This window comes from Pseudomonas sp. NFX71 (assembly GCF_048079215.1).
Classification (GTDB): Bacteria; Pseudomonadota; Gammaproteobacteria; order Pseudomonadales; family Pseudomonadaceae; genus Aquipseudomonas; species Aquipseudomonas fluorescens_B.
Genome location: NZ_CP182230.1, coordinates 1,868,446 through 1,885,303 on the forward strand (window position 1 = coordinate 1,868,446; position 16,858 = coordinate 1,885,303).

General features: G+C 59.8%; 18 protein-coding genes. 12 read left to right on the plus strand and 6 right to left on the minus strand.

Annotated features, from left to right (window positions below; all coding sequences use genetic code 11):
* The first annotated feature begins 11 nt into the window (after positions 1 to 11).
* From uvrD to ACM1ZW_RS08655, 3 genes are all read left to right on the plus strand, one after another.
* Complete coding sequence (gene uvrD, locus ACM1ZW_RS08645) at positions 12 to 2,195, plus strand: DNA helicase II (protein ID WP_017341590.1); 2,184 nt, start codon at positions 12 to 14, stop codon at positions 2,193 to 2,195.
* 222 nt (positions 2,196 to 2,417) lie between these two features.
* Positions 2,418 to 3,290, plus strand: coding sequence for a Tim44 domain-containing protein (locus ACM1ZW_RS08650; RefSeq protein WP_017341591.1), 873 nt, complete (start codon positions 2,418 to 2,420; stop codon positions 3,288 to 3,290).
* A gap of 135 nt (positions 3,291 to 3,425) precedes the next feature.
* On the plus strand, positions 3,426 to 3,833 hold the full coding sequence (locus ACM1ZW_RS08655; RefSeq protein ID WP_017341592.1) for an SMI1/KNR4 family protein: 408 nt from the start codon (positions 3,426 to 3,428) through the stop codon (positions 3,831 to 3,833).
* A gap of 21 nt (positions 3,834 to 3,854) precedes the next feature.
* Here the strand turns inward: ACM1ZW_RS08655 and ACM1ZW_RS08660 are convergent, their stop codons facing one another.
* Positions 3,855 to 5,618, minus strand: a complete 1,764-nt coding sequence (locus tag ACM1ZW_RS08660) for a cation:proton antiporter (RefSeq protein ID WP_414880350.1) — start codon at positions 5,616 to 5,618, stop codon at positions 3,855 to 3,857.
* Between the two features lie 285 nt (positions 5,619 to 5,903).
* Here ACM1ZW_RS08660 and ACM1ZW_RS08665 point away from each other — a divergent pair, with 285 nt between their 5' ends.
* Entirely contained in the window at positions 5,904 to 6,386 is a 483-nt protein-coding gene (locus tag ACM1ZW_RS08665) for an acyl-CoA thioesterase (RefSeq protein WP_010465381.1), read from the plus strand.
* Positions 6,387 to 6,534: 148 nt separating this feature from the next.
* On the opposite strand, the gene pdxY is transcribed toward ACM1ZW_RS08665, so the two are convergent.
* Positions 6,535 to 7,407, minus strand: coding sequence for a pyridoxal kinase PdxY (pdxY, locus tag ACM1ZW_RS08670; protein ID WP_017341594.1), 873 nt, complete (start codon positions 7,405 to 7,407; stop codon positions 6,535 to 6,537).
* Positions 7,408 to 7,525: 118 nt separating this feature from the next.
* Here pdxY and ACM1ZW_RS08675 point away from each other — a divergent pair, with 118 nt between their 5' ends.
* On the plus strand, positions 7,526 to 7,939 hold the full coding sequence (locus tag ACM1ZW_RS08675) for a DUF3301 domain-containing protein (RefSeq protein WP_017341595.1): 414 nt from the start codon (positions 7,526 to 7,528) through the stop codon (positions 7,937 to 7,939).
* Between the two features lie 33 nt (positions 7,940 to 7,972).
* Here the strand turns inward: ACM1ZW_RS08675 and ACM1ZW_RS08680 are convergent, their stop codons facing one another.
* Positions 7,973 to 8,938 (minus strand): CobW family GTP-binding protein, encoded by a 966-nt coding sequence (locus tag ACM1ZW_RS08680; RefSeq protein WP_416740414.1) that lies wholly within the window; start codon positions 8,936 to 8,938, stop codon positions 7,973 to 7,975.
* A gap of 27 nt (positions 8,939 to 8,965) precedes the next feature.
* Between ACM1ZW_RS08680 and ACM1ZW_RS08685 the strand changes: the two genes are divergently transcribed.
* A complete protein-coding gene (locus tag ACM1ZW_RS08685) occupies positions 8,966 to 9,322 on the plus strand; it encodes an NADH:ubiquinone oxidoreductase (RefSeq protein ID WP_414880347.1) in 357 nt (118 codons plus the stop codon).
* A 4-nt stretch (positions 9,323 to 9,326) separates the two neighbouring features.
* On the opposite strand, the gene ACM1ZW_RS08690 is transcribed toward ACM1ZW_RS08685, so the two are convergent.
* Entirely contained in the window at positions 9,327 to 9,977 is a 651-nt protein-coding gene (locus ACM1ZW_RS08690; RefSeq protein WP_416740415.1) for a DUF1826 domain-containing protein, read from the minus strand.
* The gene (gene zigA, locus ACM1ZW_RS08695) at positions 9,977 to 11,185 is read right to left on the minus strand and encodes a zinc metallochaperone GTPase ZigA (protein ID WP_416740416.1); all 1,209 of its coding nucleotides are present in this window, start codon (positions 11,183 to 11,185) and stop codon (positions 9,977 to 9,979) included. The genes ACM1ZW_RS08690 and zigA overlap by 1 nt, the downstream gene beginning before the upstream one ends.
* A gap of 144 nt (positions 11,186 to 11,329) precedes the next feature.
* Between zigA and ACM1ZW_RS08700 the strand changes: the two genes are divergently transcribed.
* The gene (locus ACM1ZW_RS08700; RefSeq protein ID WP_414880346.1) at positions 11,330 to 11,707 is read left to right on the plus strand and encodes a glutamine synthetase; all 378 of its coding nucleotides are present in this window, start codon (positions 11,330 to 11,332) and stop codon (positions 11,705 to 11,707) included.
* On the opposite strand, the gene ACM1ZW_RS08705 is transcribed toward ACM1ZW_RS08700, so the two are convergent.
* Positions 11,704 to 12,900 carry an N-acetylmuramoyl-L-alanine amidase gene (locus tag ACM1ZW_RS08705; RefSeq protein WP_416740417.1) on the minus strand — a complete coding sequence of 399 codons (1,197 nt, stop codon included), beginning with the start codon at positions 12,898 to 12,900 and terminating at the stop codon, positions 11,704 to 11,706. The two genes, ACM1ZW_RS08700 and ACM1ZW_RS08705, sit on opposite strands and share 4 nt — an antisense overlap.
* A gap of 86 nt (positions 12,901 to 12,986) precedes the next feature.
* Between ACM1ZW_RS08705 and folE2 the strand changes: the two genes are divergently transcribed.
* The 5 genes from folE2 to ACM1ZW_RS08730 are packed head-to-tail and all read left to right on the plus strand — an operon-like array spanning position 12,987 to position 16,858.
* On the plus strand, positions 12,987 to 13,883 hold the full coding sequence (folE2, locus tag ACM1ZW_RS08710; RefSeq protein WP_416740418.1) for a GTP cyclohydrolase FolE2: 897 nt from the start codon (positions 12,987 to 12,989) through the stop codon (positions 13,881 to 13,883).
* Positions 13,880 to 14,548 (plus strand): metal ABC transporter ATP-binding protein, encoded by a 669-nt coding sequence (locus ACM1ZW_RS08715; RefSeq protein ID WP_416740419.1) that lies wholly within the window; start codon positions 13,880 to 13,882, stop codon positions 14,546 to 14,548. The genes folE2 and ACM1ZW_RS08715 overlap by 4 nt, the downstream gene beginning before the upstream one ends.
* Entirely contained in the window at positions 14,548 to 15,414 is an 867-nt protein-coding gene (locus ACM1ZW_RS08720) for a metal ABC transporter permease (RefSeq protein ID WP_017341604.1), read from the plus strand. The genes ACM1ZW_RS08715 and ACM1ZW_RS08720 overlap by 1 nt, the downstream gene beginning before the upstream one ends.
* 11 nt (positions 15,415 to 15,425) lie before the next feature.
* The gene (locus ACM1ZW_RS08725) at positions 15,426 to 16,301 is read left to right on the plus strand and encodes a metal ABC transporter substrate-binding protein (protein ID WP_017341605.1); all 876 of its coding nucleotides are present in this window, start codon (positions 15,426 to 15,428) and stop codon (positions 16,299 to 16,301) included.
* On the plus strand, positions 16,298 to 16,858 hold the full coding sequence (locus ACM1ZW_RS08730) for a DapH/DapD/GlmU-related protein (protein ID WP_414884809.1): 561 nt from the start codon (positions 16,298 to 16,300) through the stop codon (positions 16,856 to 16,858). Before ACM1ZW_RS08725 ends, ACM1ZW_RS08730 begins: the two co-directional genes overlap by 4 nt.

Here is a 16,858-nt window from a genome sequence, read left to right on the forward strand (position 1 = left end):
AGAATGCCCCGATGCGCGATGATCTCTCCCTTCTGCTGAACTCCCTCAACGATGCCCAACGCCAGGCCGTAGCTGCCTCCGTGGGTCGTCAGTTGGTCCTGGCCGGTGCTGGTTCCGGTAAAACCCGAGTGCTGGTGCACCGTATCGCCTGGTTGATCCAGGTCGAGAACGCCTCGCCCCACTCAATCCTGTCGGTGACCTTTACCAACAAGGCCGCTGCCGAGATGCGTCATCGCATCGAGCAACTGATGGGTATCAACCCGGCCGGCATGTGGGTTGGCACCTTCCACGGCCTGGCGCACCGCTTGCTGCGGGCGCACTGGCAGGAGGCCGGCCTGAGCCAGACCTTCCAGATTCTCGACAGCGACGACCAGCAACGACTGGTCAAGCGGGTGATCCGCGAGCTGGGCCTGGACGAGCAACGCTGGCCAGCCCGTCAGGCCCAGTGGTTCATCAACGGGCAGAAAGACGAAGGCCTGCGCCCGCAACACATTCAAGCCAGCGGCGATCTGTTCCTGGCGACCATGCGCAGCATTTATGAAGCTTATGAAGCCGCGTGCCTGCGCGCCGGTGTCATCGACTTCTCCGAACTGCTGCTGCGTGCCCTTGATCTGTGGCGCGATCACCCTGGCCTGCTGGCGCACTATCAGAAGCGCTTCCGGCACATTCTGGTGGACGAGTTCCAGGACACCAACGCCGTGCAGTACGCCTGGTTGCGTCTACTGGCCAAGGGCGGCGACAGCCTGATGGTGGTCGGCGACGACGATCAGTCGATCTACGGCTGGCGCGGCGCGAAAATCGAGAACATCTACCAGTACTCCGACGACTTCCCGGACGCCGAGACCATCCGCCTGGAGCAGAACTACCGCTCCACTGCCGGCATCCTCAAAGCCGCCAACGCCCTGATCGCCAACAACACCGGGCGCATGGGCAAAGAGCTGTGGACCGATGGCGGCGAAGGCGAAGCCATCAACCTGTACGCCGCGTTCAACGAACACGACGAGGCACGCTACGTGGTGGAAACCATCGAAAGCGCGCTGAAAACCGGCCTGGCTCGCAGCGATATCGCGATTTTGTACCGCTCCAACGCCCAATCGCGCGTTTTGGAAGAAGCCTTGCTGCGCGAGCGCATTCCGTACCGCATCTATGGCGGTCAGCGCTTCTTCGAGCGGGCAGAAATCAAAAACGCCATGGCTTACCTGCGTTTGCTGGAAGGCCGTGGCAACGATGCAGCGCTGGAGCGGGTGATCAACGTTCCGGCCCGTGGCATCGGTGAGAAAACCGTTGAAGCGATTCGGGACCATGCGCGCCACAGCGATGTGTCGATGTGGGAAGCGATGCGCCTGCTGGTCGCGAATAAAGGACTGACCGGCCGTGCCGCCGGTGCACTTGGCGCGTTTATCGAGCTGATCGAGAACCTCGCCGCCAAGTGCACGGAAATGCCACTGCACCTGATGACCCAGACCGTCATCGAGCAGTCTGGACTGATTGCCTATCACGAAGCGGAAAAAGGCGAGAAAGGACAAGCCCGGGTAGAAAACCTTGAGGAATTGGTCAGCGCTGCGCGCAACTTCGAAAACTCGGAAGAGGATGAAGACCTGACGCCACTGGCGGCATTCCTCGGTCACGCGTCGCTGGAAGCTGGCGATACTCAGGCCGACGAGCACGAAGACAGCATTCAGTTGATGACCCTGCACAGCGCCAAAGGCCTGGAATTTCCCTACGTGTTCCTGGTGGGCATGGAAGAGGGTCTATTCCCGCACAAGATGAGCCTGGAAGAGCCTGGCCGTCTTGAAGAGGAACGGCGCCTGGCTTATGTCGGTATCACCCGCGCCATGCAGAACCTGGTGATGACCTACGCGGAAACCCGACGCCTGTATGGTAGTGAGACCTACAACAAGGTGTCGCGTTTCGTACGTGAAGTGCCGAAAGGCCTGATCCAGGAAGTACGGCTTTCCAACAGTGTCAGCCGTCCGTTTGGCGGTGGTCAGCAGCAGAGTTCCAGCAGCCTGTTTGGCGGCAGCGAGATTCCCGACACCGGGTTCAGTCTCGGCCAGGCTGTCCGGCATTCGGTGTTTGGCGATGGCGTGATCCTGAACTTCGAAGGCGCCGGGGCTCAGGCGCGGGTGCAGGTGAACTTCAGCGAAGGCAGCAAGTGGCTGATGCTCGGTTACGCCAAGCTGGAAGCGATCTGACGCTCCTGTACGGCTTTCTGTAGGCGCGAGCTCGCGCCTACAGAGGCCATTGCTACCGAACTAAATCCCGAATCCTACAGACCAAAGTTAACTGGCCTTATTGCGCTGACTGAAGCTGAACGCAACCTGTCAGGCAAAAGCCCGAAACACTCTGCCGCTAGCCAGTAACACTTCAGCTGTGCAACATGGCGCGCGTGCCTTCCACAAATGGGAATTCCCTTTATGAAACGTTTTCTTAGCATCGCCATGGCGTTGTGCATCGGCCTGACGATGAGCCTCGACGCCAACGCCAAGCGCTTTGGTGGCGGCAAGAGCTCCGGCGCTGCGCCGACTCACCAGACCAGCCAAATGGCTCCTTCTTCAGCTGCAGGTGGCGCTGCAGCCACTGCGGGCGCGGCGGGTGCCGCTGGCGCTGCCGCCAAGGCCGGCGGTGCTTCGCGCTGGCTCGGCCCTCTGGCCGGCATCGCTGCCGGTGGCCTGCTGGCCTCCATGTTCATGGGCGGCGGCTTCCAGGGCATGCAGATCTTCGACATCCTGATCATGGCGGTCATCGCCTTCCTGGTCTTCCGTTTCATCGCCGCTCGTCGTCGCAAGCAGCAGGAGCACCTGGCGCCAGCCGGCGCGCCGATGCAACGTGAAGTGTTCGAGCAGAAGCCTGCTGGCATGGGTTCGATCTTCGGTGGTTCGGCCGCTCCGGTTGCCGCTCGTCCGGTCATCAATGCGCCAGCCTGGTTCAATGAAAAGAACTTCATTGAAGCGGCCCGCAACCACTTCCAGTCCCTGCAGCAACACTGGGACGCCAATGAAATGGACAAGATCGCCGAGTTCGTGACCCCGCAACTGCTCGAGTTCCTCAAGCGCGAACGTGCCGACCTGGGTGAAGGTTTCCAGTCCACCTACATTGATAACCTCAATGTACAACTGGACGGCGTCGACGATCGTGCCGACAAGACCATCGCCACCCTGACCTTCAGCGGTGTGTCGAAGACCTCGCGTTTCGACCAGGGCGAAGTGTTCAGCGAAAGCTGGAACATGGAACGTCCGCAGGGCGAAAACCAGCCTTGGCTGGTCGCCGGTATCCGCCAGAACGGTTGAACCGACCCGCGTTAAATGTGTCGCAACAAAACCCCGGCCTCGGCCGGGGTTTTCTATTTCGCGGTTGCATCTATAGCGAGCTACTGTATAAACCGCCCCAACTGAACCGCGCCATCAAGCAAGAGGATCCCGGACGTGGAAGAAATCATCGAACAACTGCGTGAAGCCAACGAACCGGTACCGGTCCCCTTGGAGTTGCCCGACGAAGATCTGCTGGTCGAAATCGAAGAACAACTGTTCATCGACATCCCGTTTGTCTTCAGAGAATTTCTGCTGACCGTCAGCGACGTGGTCTACGGCAGCCTGGAGCCGGTGACCGTCACCGACCCGCAATCCCACACCTACCTGCCGGACGTTGCCGCCAACGCCTGGGATGCCGGCGTTGATCGCAGCATGATTCCGATCTGCCAGGACGGCGACAACTACTACCTGGTCGAAGAAGACGGCACCGTAGTGTTGTGGCTGGCCGAGGAAGAACTGATCGCCGAAGAGACCTGGGAATCGGTGTGGCACTGGGCGCGGGACGTCTGGCTGGAAAGCTGAGCCGTCTGACGCACCGCGTGGTCAATGCCCGGACGATTCCTTGTGGTTGTCCAGGGTTTCCAGCAAGGCCACCTGCATCCGCGTGTGCACGCGGATGAACCAGCGCCAGAGCAGCGCTGCCACGGCGGCCGCGACCACGACAATCAGTACCAGCAACTTGTTGGTCGGCAGAATACTGGCCGACAAGGCTGCCAACAGCAGGAAGATCACCAGCAGCGAGAGGATCGGGATCACTTCGGCGATCACCCGACGCACTCGCTGCGTGTGGCGGCCGGCCATCTCCGGTTTCACGCCCATCTCCGCCAACAGCATCGACAGCGCCTTGAGCTTGCGATAGGCGGCGATCAGGAACGGCAGCGACAACAGCAACGCCCCGCCCCAGATCAATGCTTTCTGCCAGCTGGGGTCGCTGATCCAGTCTTGCAGGTAAGCCGACATTCGCTCGGCGAAATAAGCACCCGAGAAGAAGATCGCAATCACCAGCGCCAGATTGACGCCCACCTGTAACAGAATCCGCCTAATCATCGACGCCAGTAGCGCGCCCTCGCCTTGTGGCTGGATGCTGCGCAGCCATTCGCCGTACATCCCCAGCACGCGACCCAGCCGCTGCGGCATCACGCCAGCCAGTTTGATCGACAGCGGATCAGCGGCACGGATCAGATAAGGCGTCAGCAGCGTCGTAATCACCGACACCGCCACGGCGACCGGATAGAGGAAGTTGCTGGTGACCTGCAGGGTCATGCCCAACGCCGCAATGATGAAAGAAAATTCGCCAATCTGTGAAAGCCCCATTCCCACGCGCAGTGAGGTGCGTCCGTCATTACCGGCGATAAAGGCGCCGAGACCGCAGGACAACATCTTGCCGAGTACGACGGCCACGGTTATTACCGCAATCGGCCACGCGTACTGCAGCAATATCATCGGATCGAGCATCAGCCCGATGGCCACAAAGAAGATCGCACTGAACAGGTCACGAACCGGCTCGATCAAGCGTTCAATCTTCAGCAACTGCCGGGATTCAGCCATGATCGCGCCGATCAGGAACGCGCCGAGCACCATGCTGTATTCGAGCTTGACCACCAGCAGACAGAAGCCGAAACACAGGCCCAGCACGGTGATCAACAGCATCTCGTTGCTTTCGAATTTGGCCACGTAGGCCAGCAGCCGTGGCACCAGCAAAATCCCGATGACCAGCGCGACGATCATGAACAACGACAGCTTGCCGACCGTGGAAAACACTTCGCCGGAACTGACCGTGCCGCTGACCGCGATGCTCGACAGCAAGGCAATGATGCCGATGCCAAGGATGTCCTCGACAATCAACACACCGAAGATCAACTGCGCGAAGCGCTCGTTCTTCATCTTCAGGTCATTGAGTGCCTTGACGATGATGGTGGTCGAGGAGATCGCCAGGATCGCGCCGAGGAACAGCGAGTCCATGGTGTTCCAGTCGAACCATCGACCGATTTCGTAGCCGATCCAGATCATCAGCACGATTTCCAGGAACGCCGCGATAAACGCCGTGGCGCCGACCTTGAACAGTTTGCGCAGGCTGAACTCCAGGCCCAGGCAGAACATCAGGAAGATCACCCCGAGTTCGGCGAGGGTCTTGATCGTTTCTTCGTCGTGGATCAAACCGAACGGTGGCGTGTGCGGGCCGATGATGAAGCCGGCGACGATATAGCCAAGCACCACCGGTTGCTTGAAGCGATGGAACAGCACGGTCACCACACCCGCGACCAACATGATCACTGCCAGATCCTGAATAAAACTGATGGCATGCATGGTGTGGGGCTCCTTGAGTGACATTGCTCACGCGCCAGACGCGGGAAAGGTCTGATCGAGCAGAGTAAAAATCCGCTTTCCGCGTAGGAATTGCCCTTGGGGTGGGCTTTTTGAAGGGTAACACCGCGACTTCCGGCAGAAAGGCGGTGCAATATATGGAAACAGATCGATCCGGCGTGACGACGACCACCCGCCCGGCGTCCCGATAACTGTGGTTTGAAAAAACCGACCAGGCACCCACAGAGGTGCACTCCTCCGAAACCTGCCTTGAACCGTGAGAACGCTATGGAACCCGGAAACGCCCAGCTGTCGATGACGGTATTGATGACCCCCGACATGGCCAACTTCTCTGGCAATGTCCACGGCGGCACGTTGCTCAAGTACCTCGACGAAGTCGCCTACGCCTGCGCCAGCCGTTATGCCGGCCGCTACGTGGTGACCCTGTCGGTGGATCAGGTGATTTTTCGCGAGCCGATTCATGTCGGCGAACTGGTGACCTTTCTGGCTTCGGTCAATTACACCGGCAACACCTCCATGGAGGTGGGCATCAAGGTGGTGACCGAAAACATCCGCGAACGCTCGGTGCGTCACACCAACAGCTGTTTCTTCACCATGGTGGCGGTGGACGACGATCGCAAACCGGCTGCCGTCCCGCCGTTGCAACCGCAGAACAGCGAGGACAAACGCCGTTTCATGCAGGCCCAGCAGCGTCGTCAGATTCGTCAGGAACTGGAAAAGCGCTATCAGGAGATCAAGGGCGACGCCTGAGCTGGCCAGACAGTTTCAGGGTGTTCTTCAGACAGCTTTCGCGAGCAAGCCCGCTCCATGCACTCATTCTTCATTGAACACAAAGTTTGTGTCCGACAAAGATCCGATGTGGGGGCGGGCTTGCTTGCGAATGGGTTCAACGTCGAACTCAGAGACTGATCGCCGTCGCTTCAAACCGCACCCGCGGATGCGCAATCCGGTCCTGAGCCCGCACCAACTCCAGTTCATAGCTGGCGCACGCCTGGGTTTCCAGCAGCACCTCATGCACCGCCGATGCCGCAAACTCGAACGCCGCCACCAGGCTATCGCCCAGCAGCACACGCGCCAGAAACAGCCCGGAAGTCAGGTCGCCAACGCCCACCGGCTGACGCGGAAACGCCAGCATCGGACGTCGCAGGTGCCAGCTTCCTTCGCTCGTCACCAGCAACATTTCAAACGCATCCTCCGGTTTGCCGGGATAGGCCAGATGCTTGACCAGCACCGCTTTCGGGCCGCGCGCCAGCAACGCGCGCGCCATGGCCAGGCAATCGAACAGCGACTGCGGCTTGCGCCCTGAGAAGCTGTCCAGCTCCAGCTGGTTCGGGCACATGAAGTCCGCCACGGCAGCGGCTTCTTCCAGCAGGAAATCGCTGACTTCTGCCGGCACGCTGCAGCCTTTCTCCGGATGGCCCATTACCGGGTCACACAGATACAGCGCCTTTGGATTCATCGATTTGATCCGCGCCACGCCCGTCAGAATCGCCCGGCCCTGGGCCGCACTGCCGAGGTAACCGGACAATACGGCATCGCAATTGCCCAACTCTCCGATCGCCGCAATGCCTTCGACCAATTCGGGAATCTGGTGTGGCGACAGCACCTCGCCCGCCCACTGCCCGTACTGAGTGTGGTTGGAGAACTGCACGGTGTTGAGCGGCCAGACATTCACCCCGACCCGCTGCATCGGGAAAACCGCGGCGCTGTTGCCAGCGTGGCCGAACACCACGTGGGACTGGATGGCGAGCAGATGGGGCGTACGTTTCATGCGGTGAGTTCCGTAAAACGATTGAAATTCGAGCCGCGCAGTATGCGACTAAACGCAGCCTGTACGACAGACCGGCGACGCAGTTAAGCTGGCACTATCTTGTTGGAGCACCCTGTTGATGCTGACCCTCGGAAATATCTTCGTGCTGATGCTGCTCGCCACCGCTGGCGCGTGGCTATGGCACAACCATGGCTTGCGCGAGCGCGCGCTGGAGCGGGTCAAGCAGCATTGCAGCAATCTCGGGATCGAGTTGCTGGATGGCAACGTGGCGCTGAAAAAAATTGCATTCATCAAGGATGCCAATGGTCGGCGACGTCTGGCCCGTGTGTATAACTTCGAATTCACGGTGACCGGCGAAACCCGCCATAACGGCACCATCACCCAGTTCGGCGCCCACAGCGCGCAGATCGAACTGGCCCCCTACCCGATGCCCTTCGACGACACGCCTCCGGTGGTCGACGTGGTGAAGCCGCGGGCAGAAGTGATTGAGCTTAGTCAGTGGCGGCAAGAACACACCAAATGGCGTCCATAAATCAAAAGATCGCAGCCTGCGATCTTTTGATCTTTAATTCGAACGACAGCCTGCCAAATCTCTTTGCAGCCACTCAACATTCTGCGGCTCGCTGAATATCAGCTCAATCCGTGAATCGCGGCGCCATTCGCTGGGCTGCCACTCCAACGCCGAGTTATCCAGTGCATTCGCCGAAACCCACCCGTCGGCGCTGTGGATAACCAGCTTCGCTCGCCGCCAGCCAAGGCTTTCCAGCCACCGGCCAATTCGCGCTGAATCGAACCTCTGGCTCGGATGCCAGCGCCAGCCGATGCTCCAGCCGCCGTCCTGTTCCTGACTCAGGCAAATCGGTAACGCGGGATCTGTCCAGACGGCCGGCAACTGCGCGACTCCATTGGGTGCGATGAAGTTATCCACACCCGCCACAGCCTGCACCTCAAGGCCGGGTAACGCTTTCAAAGGAAGGATGGCCTGCTGCGTCCAGTACAAGGGACGTGATGGCAAGTGCGCGACAACCTGCTGCCGATCAGCCTCCCCGAGATGTTCAGACTTGTTCAACAGCAACAACCCTGCGCCACTCAACGCCTCCTGCTGCGTCACAGGAAGCGGTTGGCCAGCGGCGAGCGCTTGGGCATCCAGCACCATCACGCAGGGCTGAACCGCCAGCACGCCGACCCAAGGCGCCTCATTCAACTGTCTGAGCAACTGCGCAGGATGGCCGAGCCCTGACGGCTCGATAAACAACCGATCCGGCCGCGCCTTGCGCAGTAAACGCCCGAGGCCGATCTGAAACGGCGCACCATTGACGCAACACAAACAGCCCCCGGCCACCTCACCCAGTGCGATACCATCGGCGTCCCGGGTCAGCAACGCAGCATCGATGCCAATCTGGCCGAACTCGTTGATTAGCACCGCCCAACGCTCGTTCGCCGGCCGCTGGGCCAGCAGGTGCTTGATCAAACTGGTCTTGCCTGCGCCCAATGGGCCGGCAATGACGTGGGTGGGAATGTTCTGCAACATGGTCGGTGTTTTCTGAGGAGGTAAACGATGCGGTTGATCGGCTGGACGTTGCTCTTGGCCCTGGTTTCCGGCGAAGCACTGGCCCAGGCTTGTGTGGTACATAGCACGGCTGAGCGACTGGACGTGAAAGTCTGTCAGCAGAACCGAAACATCCCGGAAAAACTCTTCGCCGATGGCTTCTGTCAGCCGAACCTTCCTGGCCAGAAAGTCGAGGTTCAATACGTCGACCAATGCCCCGGCGGCGCATTCGGCGTGTGCAGCAACGCTCAAGTCGCCAATATGCCTTACCGGCAGGATATTCACTATTACGGCGTGGCCACCGACGCGGCGTACCTGAAGCCGTTTTGCGAAGGCCAGAGCCAGGGCAACTGGCTCAAGCCATGAGCCGCTAACCCAGCCAATCGAGGGTCAGGATCAAACGACGCTCGCCCGGCGCGAGCTGCGGCGAGCGGTGAATCAAGCCAAAGCCTTCGTTGCCGTGCCATTTCTCGCCCTTGAGCAAGGCGACGGCGCCGCTGCCGATTTGCTGGATCAGCGAGTTGTCCGTAGGTTCGGCTTCGGGTTGGCTCAACTGGCGACGATCCATCCCCCCTTCTTTCAGCCACTGACTGCCAACACCCGCATACGTGGTAATCAAGCGCACCGGCACATGATCGACGTGAAAGCGCGGGCACATGGCTTTGTCCAAAACCCGCAGACGTACGCCGATACGCTGGGCCCCCAACAGACAGGCGAATGCACTGACCAGCCAGGAAACGTCGGCGATAAAGCCTTCATAGCCCTCGAGATCGCGCAAGCCCGAGGCCAATCCGCGGAGGTTGGGTTCAGTGTCTTCGTTGGCGATTTCCAGCGACAACGACTCGGCCATTGGCTCGTTCAAGGACAGCAGCAGGCTGCCAAAATCGGCGATGTGTACCGGGAGTTGGCGCTGCCAGACGGCGAGGTTTACGCCATCATCGAGAATCCCGGCGAGCGCTTGCGGCGTCTCGCCCTGAACCTGAGACATGGCCGGCCGAGGCTTCAAGGTCGGTGCCAACATCACGCCGCTTCCTCTTCATGCCAGGGTCCGAACGGATCAGGCAGCAATCGCCAACCCTCGACGCCGGAGACCATTTCTTCATCGGTCAGCAGGCAATCGTCCAGCTCTGCGGTGAGTCGAGTGAAATCGATGTTCTGGCCGATGAACACCAGTTCCTGGCGGCAATCACCGGTGGCGGCGGTCCAGTTTTCCATGATTGCGGCGGTGCTTTCTTCGTCCTGCGGCCATTGGTCTTTCGGCACGAAACGCCACCAGCGTCCGGCAAAACCATGGCGCATCAAACCGCCCGCCTGGGACCAGCTGCCCGCGTCCATCGGCTTGCTCGCCAGCCAGAAAAACCCTTTGGAGCGCAGCAGTTTTCCGTTCACCCATGGCCGGTCGATGAAGCTGAAAAAGCGTTGCGGGTGAAAGGGTCTGCGTGCTCGATAGGCCGTGGAAGCGATGCCGTACTCCTCGGTTTCCGGCACGTGCTCGCCGCGCAGCTCCTGCAACCAGCCCGGTGCCTGCGCCGCTTTTTCGAAGTCGAAACGACCGGTATTGAGGATTTTCTGCAGGGGGATCTCACCCATGACCATCGGGATGATCTCGGTTTGCGCATTCAATCGCTCGAGGATCGCGATCAGCTCCTGACGCTCGCGACTGCTGATCAGGTCGATCTTGCTGATCAGGATCACGTCGGCGAATTCGATCTGCTCGATCAACAGATCAGTGATCGAGCGTTCGTCTTCCTCGCCGAGGGTTTCGCCACGAGAAGCGAGGCTTTCGGCGGCCTGATAGTCGAGCAGGAAGTTCATGCCGTCGACCACGGTGACCATGGTGTCGAGCCGTGCGATGTCGGCCAGGCTTTGCCCTTCTTCGTCACGGAAAGTGAAAGTTTCCGCCACGGGCAGCGGCTCGGAGATGCCGGTGGATTCGATCAGCAAGTAATCGAAGCGGCCATCCCTGGCGAGTTTGCCGACCTCTTCAAGCAGGTCTTCACGCAAGGTGCAGCAGATGCAGCCGTTGCTCATTTCCACGAGTTTTTCTTCGGCGCGGTTCAGGGTGACGTCACGCTGAACTTCGCTGCCATCAATGTTGATCTCGCTCATATCGTTGACGATCACCGCGACTCGCAGGCCTTCGCGGTTACGCAGCACATAGTTGAGCAGCGTGCTTTTTCCGGCGCCGAGAAAGCCCGACAGGACAGTCACGGGGAGACGATTGGGCATCAGGTAGTCCTCACATTAGATGCCCGGTCGCAGCGTCGGGCTTAGCTAAATGTTACAGTATAACAATGCAATTAAACCACTCCCCTCTTGCCGACCGTGACAAAGGACAGGATGCTGGAGCCCGTTCGTCCTGTGAGAAATCCCATGCGCATTGCCCTGAAATTAACGCTGATGAGCTTTTCGCTGCTGCTCGCCGTAGACACCTGGGCGCAAGTCCCGAGTCTTGCAACATGCACTCGCAGCGCCAACCTGCTGGCCTGCGTGGATGCCGACGGTAACGCTTACAGCGTCAACACTGTCGGCAGCACGATCTACTTGCGCGGCTTCGAACGGGCCAGCAAGCGCTATTGGGCGCAAACCAACAGTCGCTACGGGCAACTGACATTCTTCACCGGGATCGCTTCCGACGGCGAAGCCTGGGTGGGCTATAACCGTCGGGTCGGCTGGACCACCATCAATCGGTTTTCCAGCTCCGGCGGCAGCAGCGCCAGGTTCACCTGCAGCCGGATTACTGGCTGCTAGGCCTGCGCTTTTTGCTGTGCCTGTTGCCAGGCGACGTAGCTGTTGACCGGCGGATTCTTCTGAAAGTAACGCTGTAATCCTTCGAACAAGCCGTCAGCCACGGCCTGCTGATGCCGCGCCGTGACCAGCCGCTGACTGTCGCGAGCGTTGGAAATGAAGCCTGTTTCCACCAGGATCGACGGCACGTCCGGTGACTTCAGCACAGCAAATCCCGCCTGCTCCACACGCTTTTGATGCAGCGTGGTAATGCCCGCCAGACTGCCGAGCACGGTGTTGCCCAACTGCAAACTCGCGGCGAGGGTGGCGTTCATCGACATGTCGAGAATCACCCCGGCAAGCATCGGGTCCTTGTCCTTGAGATTGAGCAGACGGGTGGCACCCAACAGGTCCGCGCCGTTCTCTCGCTGCGCCATGAAGCGCGCCGTGGCCGACGTCGCTCCGCCCTCGGACAAGCAATACACCGAGGCGCCAGAAGCAGTAAGACGCGGTGCTGCATCGGCATGCACCGAGATGAACATGTCGGCGTTGTGCTTGCGGGCAATCTCCACGCGCTTGCGCAGCGGGACGAAGACGTCGTCGTTGCGCACCAGCTTTACGTCGAAGCCTTTCTCGCGCTTCAGCCGTTTGGCCAACAGTTGTGCGATGGCCAGCACCACGTCTTTCTCGCGCTCACCCTTGGCACCGACGGCGCCGGGATCTTTGCCGCCATGGCCGGGGTCGACCACCACGATGATGTCCCGCTTGGGGTGAGCTTTGTCGACGGCTACCTCGGTCGCAGCTGCGATGTGTAGCGGCGCGGCTGACTTCAGATCGAGCACCAGTCGATGGCCTTGTCCATCCTGCGGCGGCAACAGGAAGCTGTTGAGCTGCACCGGAGCATTGAGATCGAGGACGATCCGCGTATCACCCTGACCAAAATGCCCGGAGCGGATCGAACGAATGACCGTATTGCCGAGGGCCAATTGACTGAAGTCACCACTGAGGTTGGCCCCGCTCAGATCGATGATCAACCGCTCGGGTGCACTCAGGGAAAAGGTCTTGTAGCGAACCGGCCCGCTCAGATCGAACACCAGGCGCAATTTGTCATCCGAACGCCAAAGCCGCGCGTTGCGAATTTGCGTGGCGCCAACACTGAAGGGCAATGCAAAGGCCGCGCTGGCCAGGATCAGGTTGAGCAATTGACGTCTGTGCATGGTGAAAGCCGCTCGTGAAAAAAGGCATAGTCGATTTTAATGTAATAACATAACATGTCGATCCGACTTCCACGATGGACCTGCTCATGAATGCGTTGACTCTGCCGGATATCGCCGCGCAGGCCTCACGCCAAGCCCTGCCACTTGAATGGGTGGGCATGTGCGGCATTGCTCTTCCCATTTTGTTCGATGGCCAACGATTGAGTGCAAAGGCCGACGCGGGCGTCAGCCTCGACGATGGAGAGGCCCGGGGCATTCATATGTCGCGACTGTACCTGGCGCTGGAAATGCTCGAGCAGGAAAGCCTGACGCCAGCCCTGTTGCGGTGTGTCTTGCAGCGATTTTTAGACTCGCACGAAGGTCTATCCAATAGCGCCTACCTGAACATTCACGCTGATTTACTGCTCAAACGGCCGGCGCTTATCAGTCCGTTGTCCGGGTGGAAGAACTATCCGGTTAGCATCGAAGCGCGTTTGAAAAACGCGATGTTCCACGTGGAACTAAAAATCGACATCCCTTATTCCTCAACCTGTCCCTGTTCAGCCGCGCTGTCACGGCAGTTGATTCAACAGCAATTCATCGATGACTTCGCCAACAAGTCACTGCAACACGCCGATGTTTTAGCCTGGCTTGGCTCCACAAAAGGCATCGTTGCGACGCCTCATAGCCAACGCAGCAACGCGCAGCTAAAGCTTCGTCTTGACGACTATCTGGATGACCTGCCACTGATCGCATTGATCAACGATGCCGAAGCCGCCCTCGGCACCGCCGTGCAAACCGCCGTGAAGCGCGCCGACGAACAAGCCTTCGCCCTGGCCAATGGGCAGAACCTGATGTTCTGCGAAGATGCTGTTCGACGCTTGAATCTGGCGTTGAAACGCTCTCCCGGCATCAACGCCTTCCACCTGAAAGTCGTCCACGCAGAAAGCCTTCACGCCCACGACGCCGTCGCCGAAAGTCGATGGAACTGGGAGGCCGCATGATTCGCTGCAAGGCTTTGAGCTGGGGAGCACCCGGACAACCGCTCACACCTACGCTGGATTTCGAATTGGCCAAGGGCAGCCTGACAGCGGTCATCGGTGCCAACGGTTCGGGAAAAAGCAGTTTGCTGAAAGTCATCGCCGGCCTGCAAAAACCACTGACAGGCAAAGTGACCCTTGACGTTCCCCGCAAAGGCTCACTCTCATTCCTCCCTCAGCAACAACACCTCGACCGGCAATTTCCGATCAGCTTGCAAGAGTTGGTGGCCGCCGGTTTCTGGGGCAGCAGACAAACACCCGAAGTCCGGAGCCAACGTCTCAAGGCCGCGCTGGAAAAATGGTGCCTGACCGGTCTGGAACAGCGCCCGTTGATGGCCCTCTCCGGCGGCGAATTGCAGCGTGCCCTGCTCGCTCGTTTAAGCCTCGCAGAAGCCCCCTTGCTGTTACTCGACGAACCCCACGCCGCCCTCGATGAACTCGGTCAGTCACTGCTGTGGAAACACCTCCACGCCTGGCACGCTGAAGGCCGAACCCTGGTGGTCGTGTGTCACGACCTGGCCGCTGTTCGCCAACACATTCCTCAAACGCTGCTGATCAAAAGTAGCGGTTGCGTCCTCGGCCCAAGCGTCGACCTGATCCGCCAACAACCCCAAACGCAGGTGGCCTGATGCTCGCTGCCACTCAACTTTGGCAACCCTTCCACGAGTTCGTGTTCATGCGCCGGGCGCTGCTCGGTGGATTGGTGCTGGCATGCAGCACGGCACCGCTCGGGGTATTTCTGATTCTGCGGCGCATGAGCCTGATCGGCGATGCCGTCGCCCACGGCATCCTGCCCGGCGCTGCGCTTGGCTTCTGGTTTGCCGGACTGAGTCTGCCAGCGCTGACGCTCGGCGGTCTCGGCGCCGGCCTGAGCATGGCCGGTCTCGCCGCGTGGATCACTCGCCGCACCGGGCTGCGAGAAGACGCGAGCCTCGCGGCGATCTACCCGATTTCCCTCGCCAGCGGTGTGCTGATCCTCGGCATCGCGGGCAAACGTCTGGACCTGCTGCACCTGTTGTTTGGCTCGGCGCTGGCGGTCGACGGGCCCACGTTGACCGGCATGTTATGGGTCTCAGGATTCAGCCTGATCGCCATGGTGCTTATCTACAAACCGTTGTTGCTGGACACCCTCGACCCACTCTTCCTGCAAACCGTCAGCCGGCTCGGTCCGTTGGCCCATGGCGTGTTTCTGACGCTGGTGGTGCTGAACCTGGTGATTGGTTTTCAGGCCATCGGCGCGCTGATGGTCGTCGGCCTGATGATGCTGCCCGCCGCCGCTTCACGCTTCTGGAGCCGTCGCTTGCCCATGTTGATGGGCATCTCCGCCCTGCTCGGCTGCCTCTCGGTCTGGCTCGGATTGTTGCTGTCGTTCTACTACTCACTGCCCAGCGGCCCGGCCATCGTCCTGGTGGCTGGCGGTCTGTATCTGCTGTCCGTGGTGTTCGGACCGGTGCACGGTTTGCTGCGCCGCCCGCCTTTGCTCACATCCCAATGAGGTGTTGCCCGATGCGCGCTTTACTCATGCTGTTCAGTTTGATGCTGTCGATGTCACTGTCCGCTGCGGAAAAACTGCAGGTGGTCACCAGCTTCAGCATCCTCGCCGACATGACTCATCAAGTCGGCGGCGAGCATATCCAGATCACCAACATGGTTGGCCCCGATACCGATGCCCACACGTACGAGCCGACACCGGACGACGCCAAGGCGCTACTGAAAGCCAGCCTGATCATCAAAAACGGCCTGGGTTTCGAGCCATGGCTGGACCGCCTGGTCAGCAGCACCGAGACCAAAGCTCCCGTCATCAGCGCGAGCCACGGTGTCATTCCACGCTCGCTGGATGAAGACGGCGAAACCGTTCCCGACCCTCACGCCTGGCACAATCTGGCGAACACCGAGCTGTATATCAGCAACATTACCAAGGCGTTGATCGCCGCCGACCCAGCGAACAAAGCCGACTATAAACGCAACAGCCAGGCCTACCTGAAACAGATCTACGCGCTACTCGCCGAAGCCAAAGCCAAGCTCGGTTCGCTGCCACCGGGCAACCGCAAGATCGTGACATCCCATGATGCTTTCGGTTATCTCGGTCAGGCCTATGGCATCGACTTCATGGCGCCACAAGGCCTGTCCACCGAGCGCGAGCCGTCGGCCGCCGAAGTCGCTGCGTTGATCACCCAGATTCGTCAGGCCAACGTCAAAGCGGTGTTCATGGAAAACATCAAGGACGCACGGCTGCTCAAGCAGATCGCCGATGAAAGCGGTGCGCACATTGGCGGCACCTTGTACTCCGATGCGCTCTCCGCAAGCGGTCCAGCCAGCACTTTCGCCGGGCTGTTCGAGTACAACCTCAACACCCTGTACGAGGCGTTGAGCAAACCATGATCCGCAAGAACCCTTCAGGCGATTTACCGCTGATTGCCGAATCTGCGTATGTGGATAAAACCGCGATCATCTGCGGCAAAGTGGTGATCGGCGAGAACGTTTTCGTCGGCCCCTACGCCGTGATCCGCGCCGATGAAGTAGACGATTCCGGCACGATGGAGCCGATCACCATTGGCGCCAATTCGAACATCCAGGATGGCGTGGTGATTCACTCCAAGTCTGGAGCAGCGGTCACCATCGGCGAGTTCAGTTCGATTGCTCACCGTTCGATCGTTCATGGTCCGTGCACGGTGGGCGACCGGGTGTTTATCGGCTTCAACAGCGTGCTGTTCAATTGCTCGGTGGGTGATGGCTGCGTGGTGCGGCACAACTCGGTGGTCGACGGCCGCGACTTGCCCACGGATTTCTATGTGCCCTCCACTACTCGCATCGGCCCCAACACCGACCTGTCGCAGTTCCCGCCAGTCAGCGTCAGCGCCTCGGAATTTTCCGAGGATGTGGCGCGCACCAATGTCGATCTGGTGCGTGGCTACAAAGCCCTGCAAAACGAGTTCTGA

What these genes read in the sequence shown, in the direction of transcription:
- uvrD (WP_017341590.1), top strand. Translation starts at nt 12, where the DNA reads ATGCGCGATGATCTCTCCCTTCTGCTGAACTCCCTCAACGATGCCCAA.
- ACM1ZW_RS08650 (WP_017341591.1), top strand. Translation starts at nt 2,418, where the DNA reads ATGAAACGTTTTCTTAGCATCGCCATGGCGTTGTGCATCGGCCTGACG.
- ACM1ZW_RS08660 (WP_414880350.1), bottom strand. Translation starts at nt 5,618, where the DNA reads ATGCATGCCATCAGTTTTATTCAGGATCTGGCAGTGATCATGTTGGTC.
- ACM1ZW_RS08665 (WP_010465381.1), top strand. Translation starts at nt 5,904, where the DNA reads ATGGAACCCGGAAACGCCCAGCTGTCGATGACGGTATTGATGACCCCC.
- pdxY (WP_017341594.1), bottom strand. Translation starts at nt 7,407, where the DNA reads ATGAAACGTACGCCCCATCTGCTCGCCATCCAGTCCCACGTGGTGTTC.
- ACM1ZW_RS08675 (WP_017341595.1), top strand. Translation starts at nt 7,526, where the DNA reads ATGCTGACCCTCGGAAATATCTTCGTGCTGATGCTGCTCGCCACCGCT.
- ACM1ZW_RS08680 (WP_416740414.1), bottom strand. Translation starts at nt 8,938, where the DNA reads ATGTTGCAGAACATTCCCACCCACGTCATTGCCGGCCCATTGGGCGCA.
- ACM1ZW_RS08685 (WP_414880347.1), top strand. Translation starts at nt 8,966, where the DNA reads ATGCGGTTGATCGGCTGGACGTTGCTCTTGGCCCTGGTTTCCGGCGAA.
- ACM1ZW_RS08690 (WP_416740415.1), bottom strand. Translation starts at nt 9,977, where the DNA reads ATGTTGGCACCGACCTTGAAGCCTCGGCCGGCCATGTCTCAGGTTCAG.
- zigA (WP_416740416.1), bottom strand. Translation starts at nt 11,185, where the DNA reads ATGCCCAATCGTCTCCCCGTGACTGTCCTGTCGGGCTTTCTCGGCGCC.
- ACM1ZW_RS08700 (WP_414880346.1), top strand. Translation starts at nt 11,330, where the DNA reads ATGCGCATTGCCCTGAAATTAACGCTGATGAGCTTTTCGCTGCTGCTC.
- ACM1ZW_RS08705 (WP_416740417.1), bottom strand. Translation starts at nt 12,900, where the DNA reads ATGCACAGACGTCAATTGCTCAACCTGATCCTGGCCAGCGCGGCCTTT.
- folE2 (WP_416740418.1), top strand. Translation starts at nt 12,987, where the DNA reads ATGAATGCGTTGACTCTGCCGGATATCGCCGCGCAGGCCTCACGCCAA.
- ACM1ZW_RS08715 (WP_416740419.1), top strand. Translation starts at nt 13,880, where the DNA reads ATGATTCGCTGCAAGGCTTTGAGCTGGGGAGCACCCGGACAACCGCTC.
- ACM1ZW_RS08720 (WP_017341604.1), top strand. Translation starts at nt 14,548, where the DNA reads ATGCTCGCTGCCACTCAACTTTGGCAACCCTTCCACGAGTTCGTGTTC.
- ACM1ZW_RS08725 (WP_017341605.1), top strand. Translation starts at nt 15,426, where the DNA reads ATGCGCGCTTTACTCATGCTGTTCAGTTTGATGCTGTCGATGTCACTG.
- ACM1ZW_RS08730 (WP_414884809.1), top strand. Translation starts at nt 16,298, where the DNA reads ATGATCCGCAAGAACCCTTCAGGCGATTTACCGCTGATTGCCGAATCT.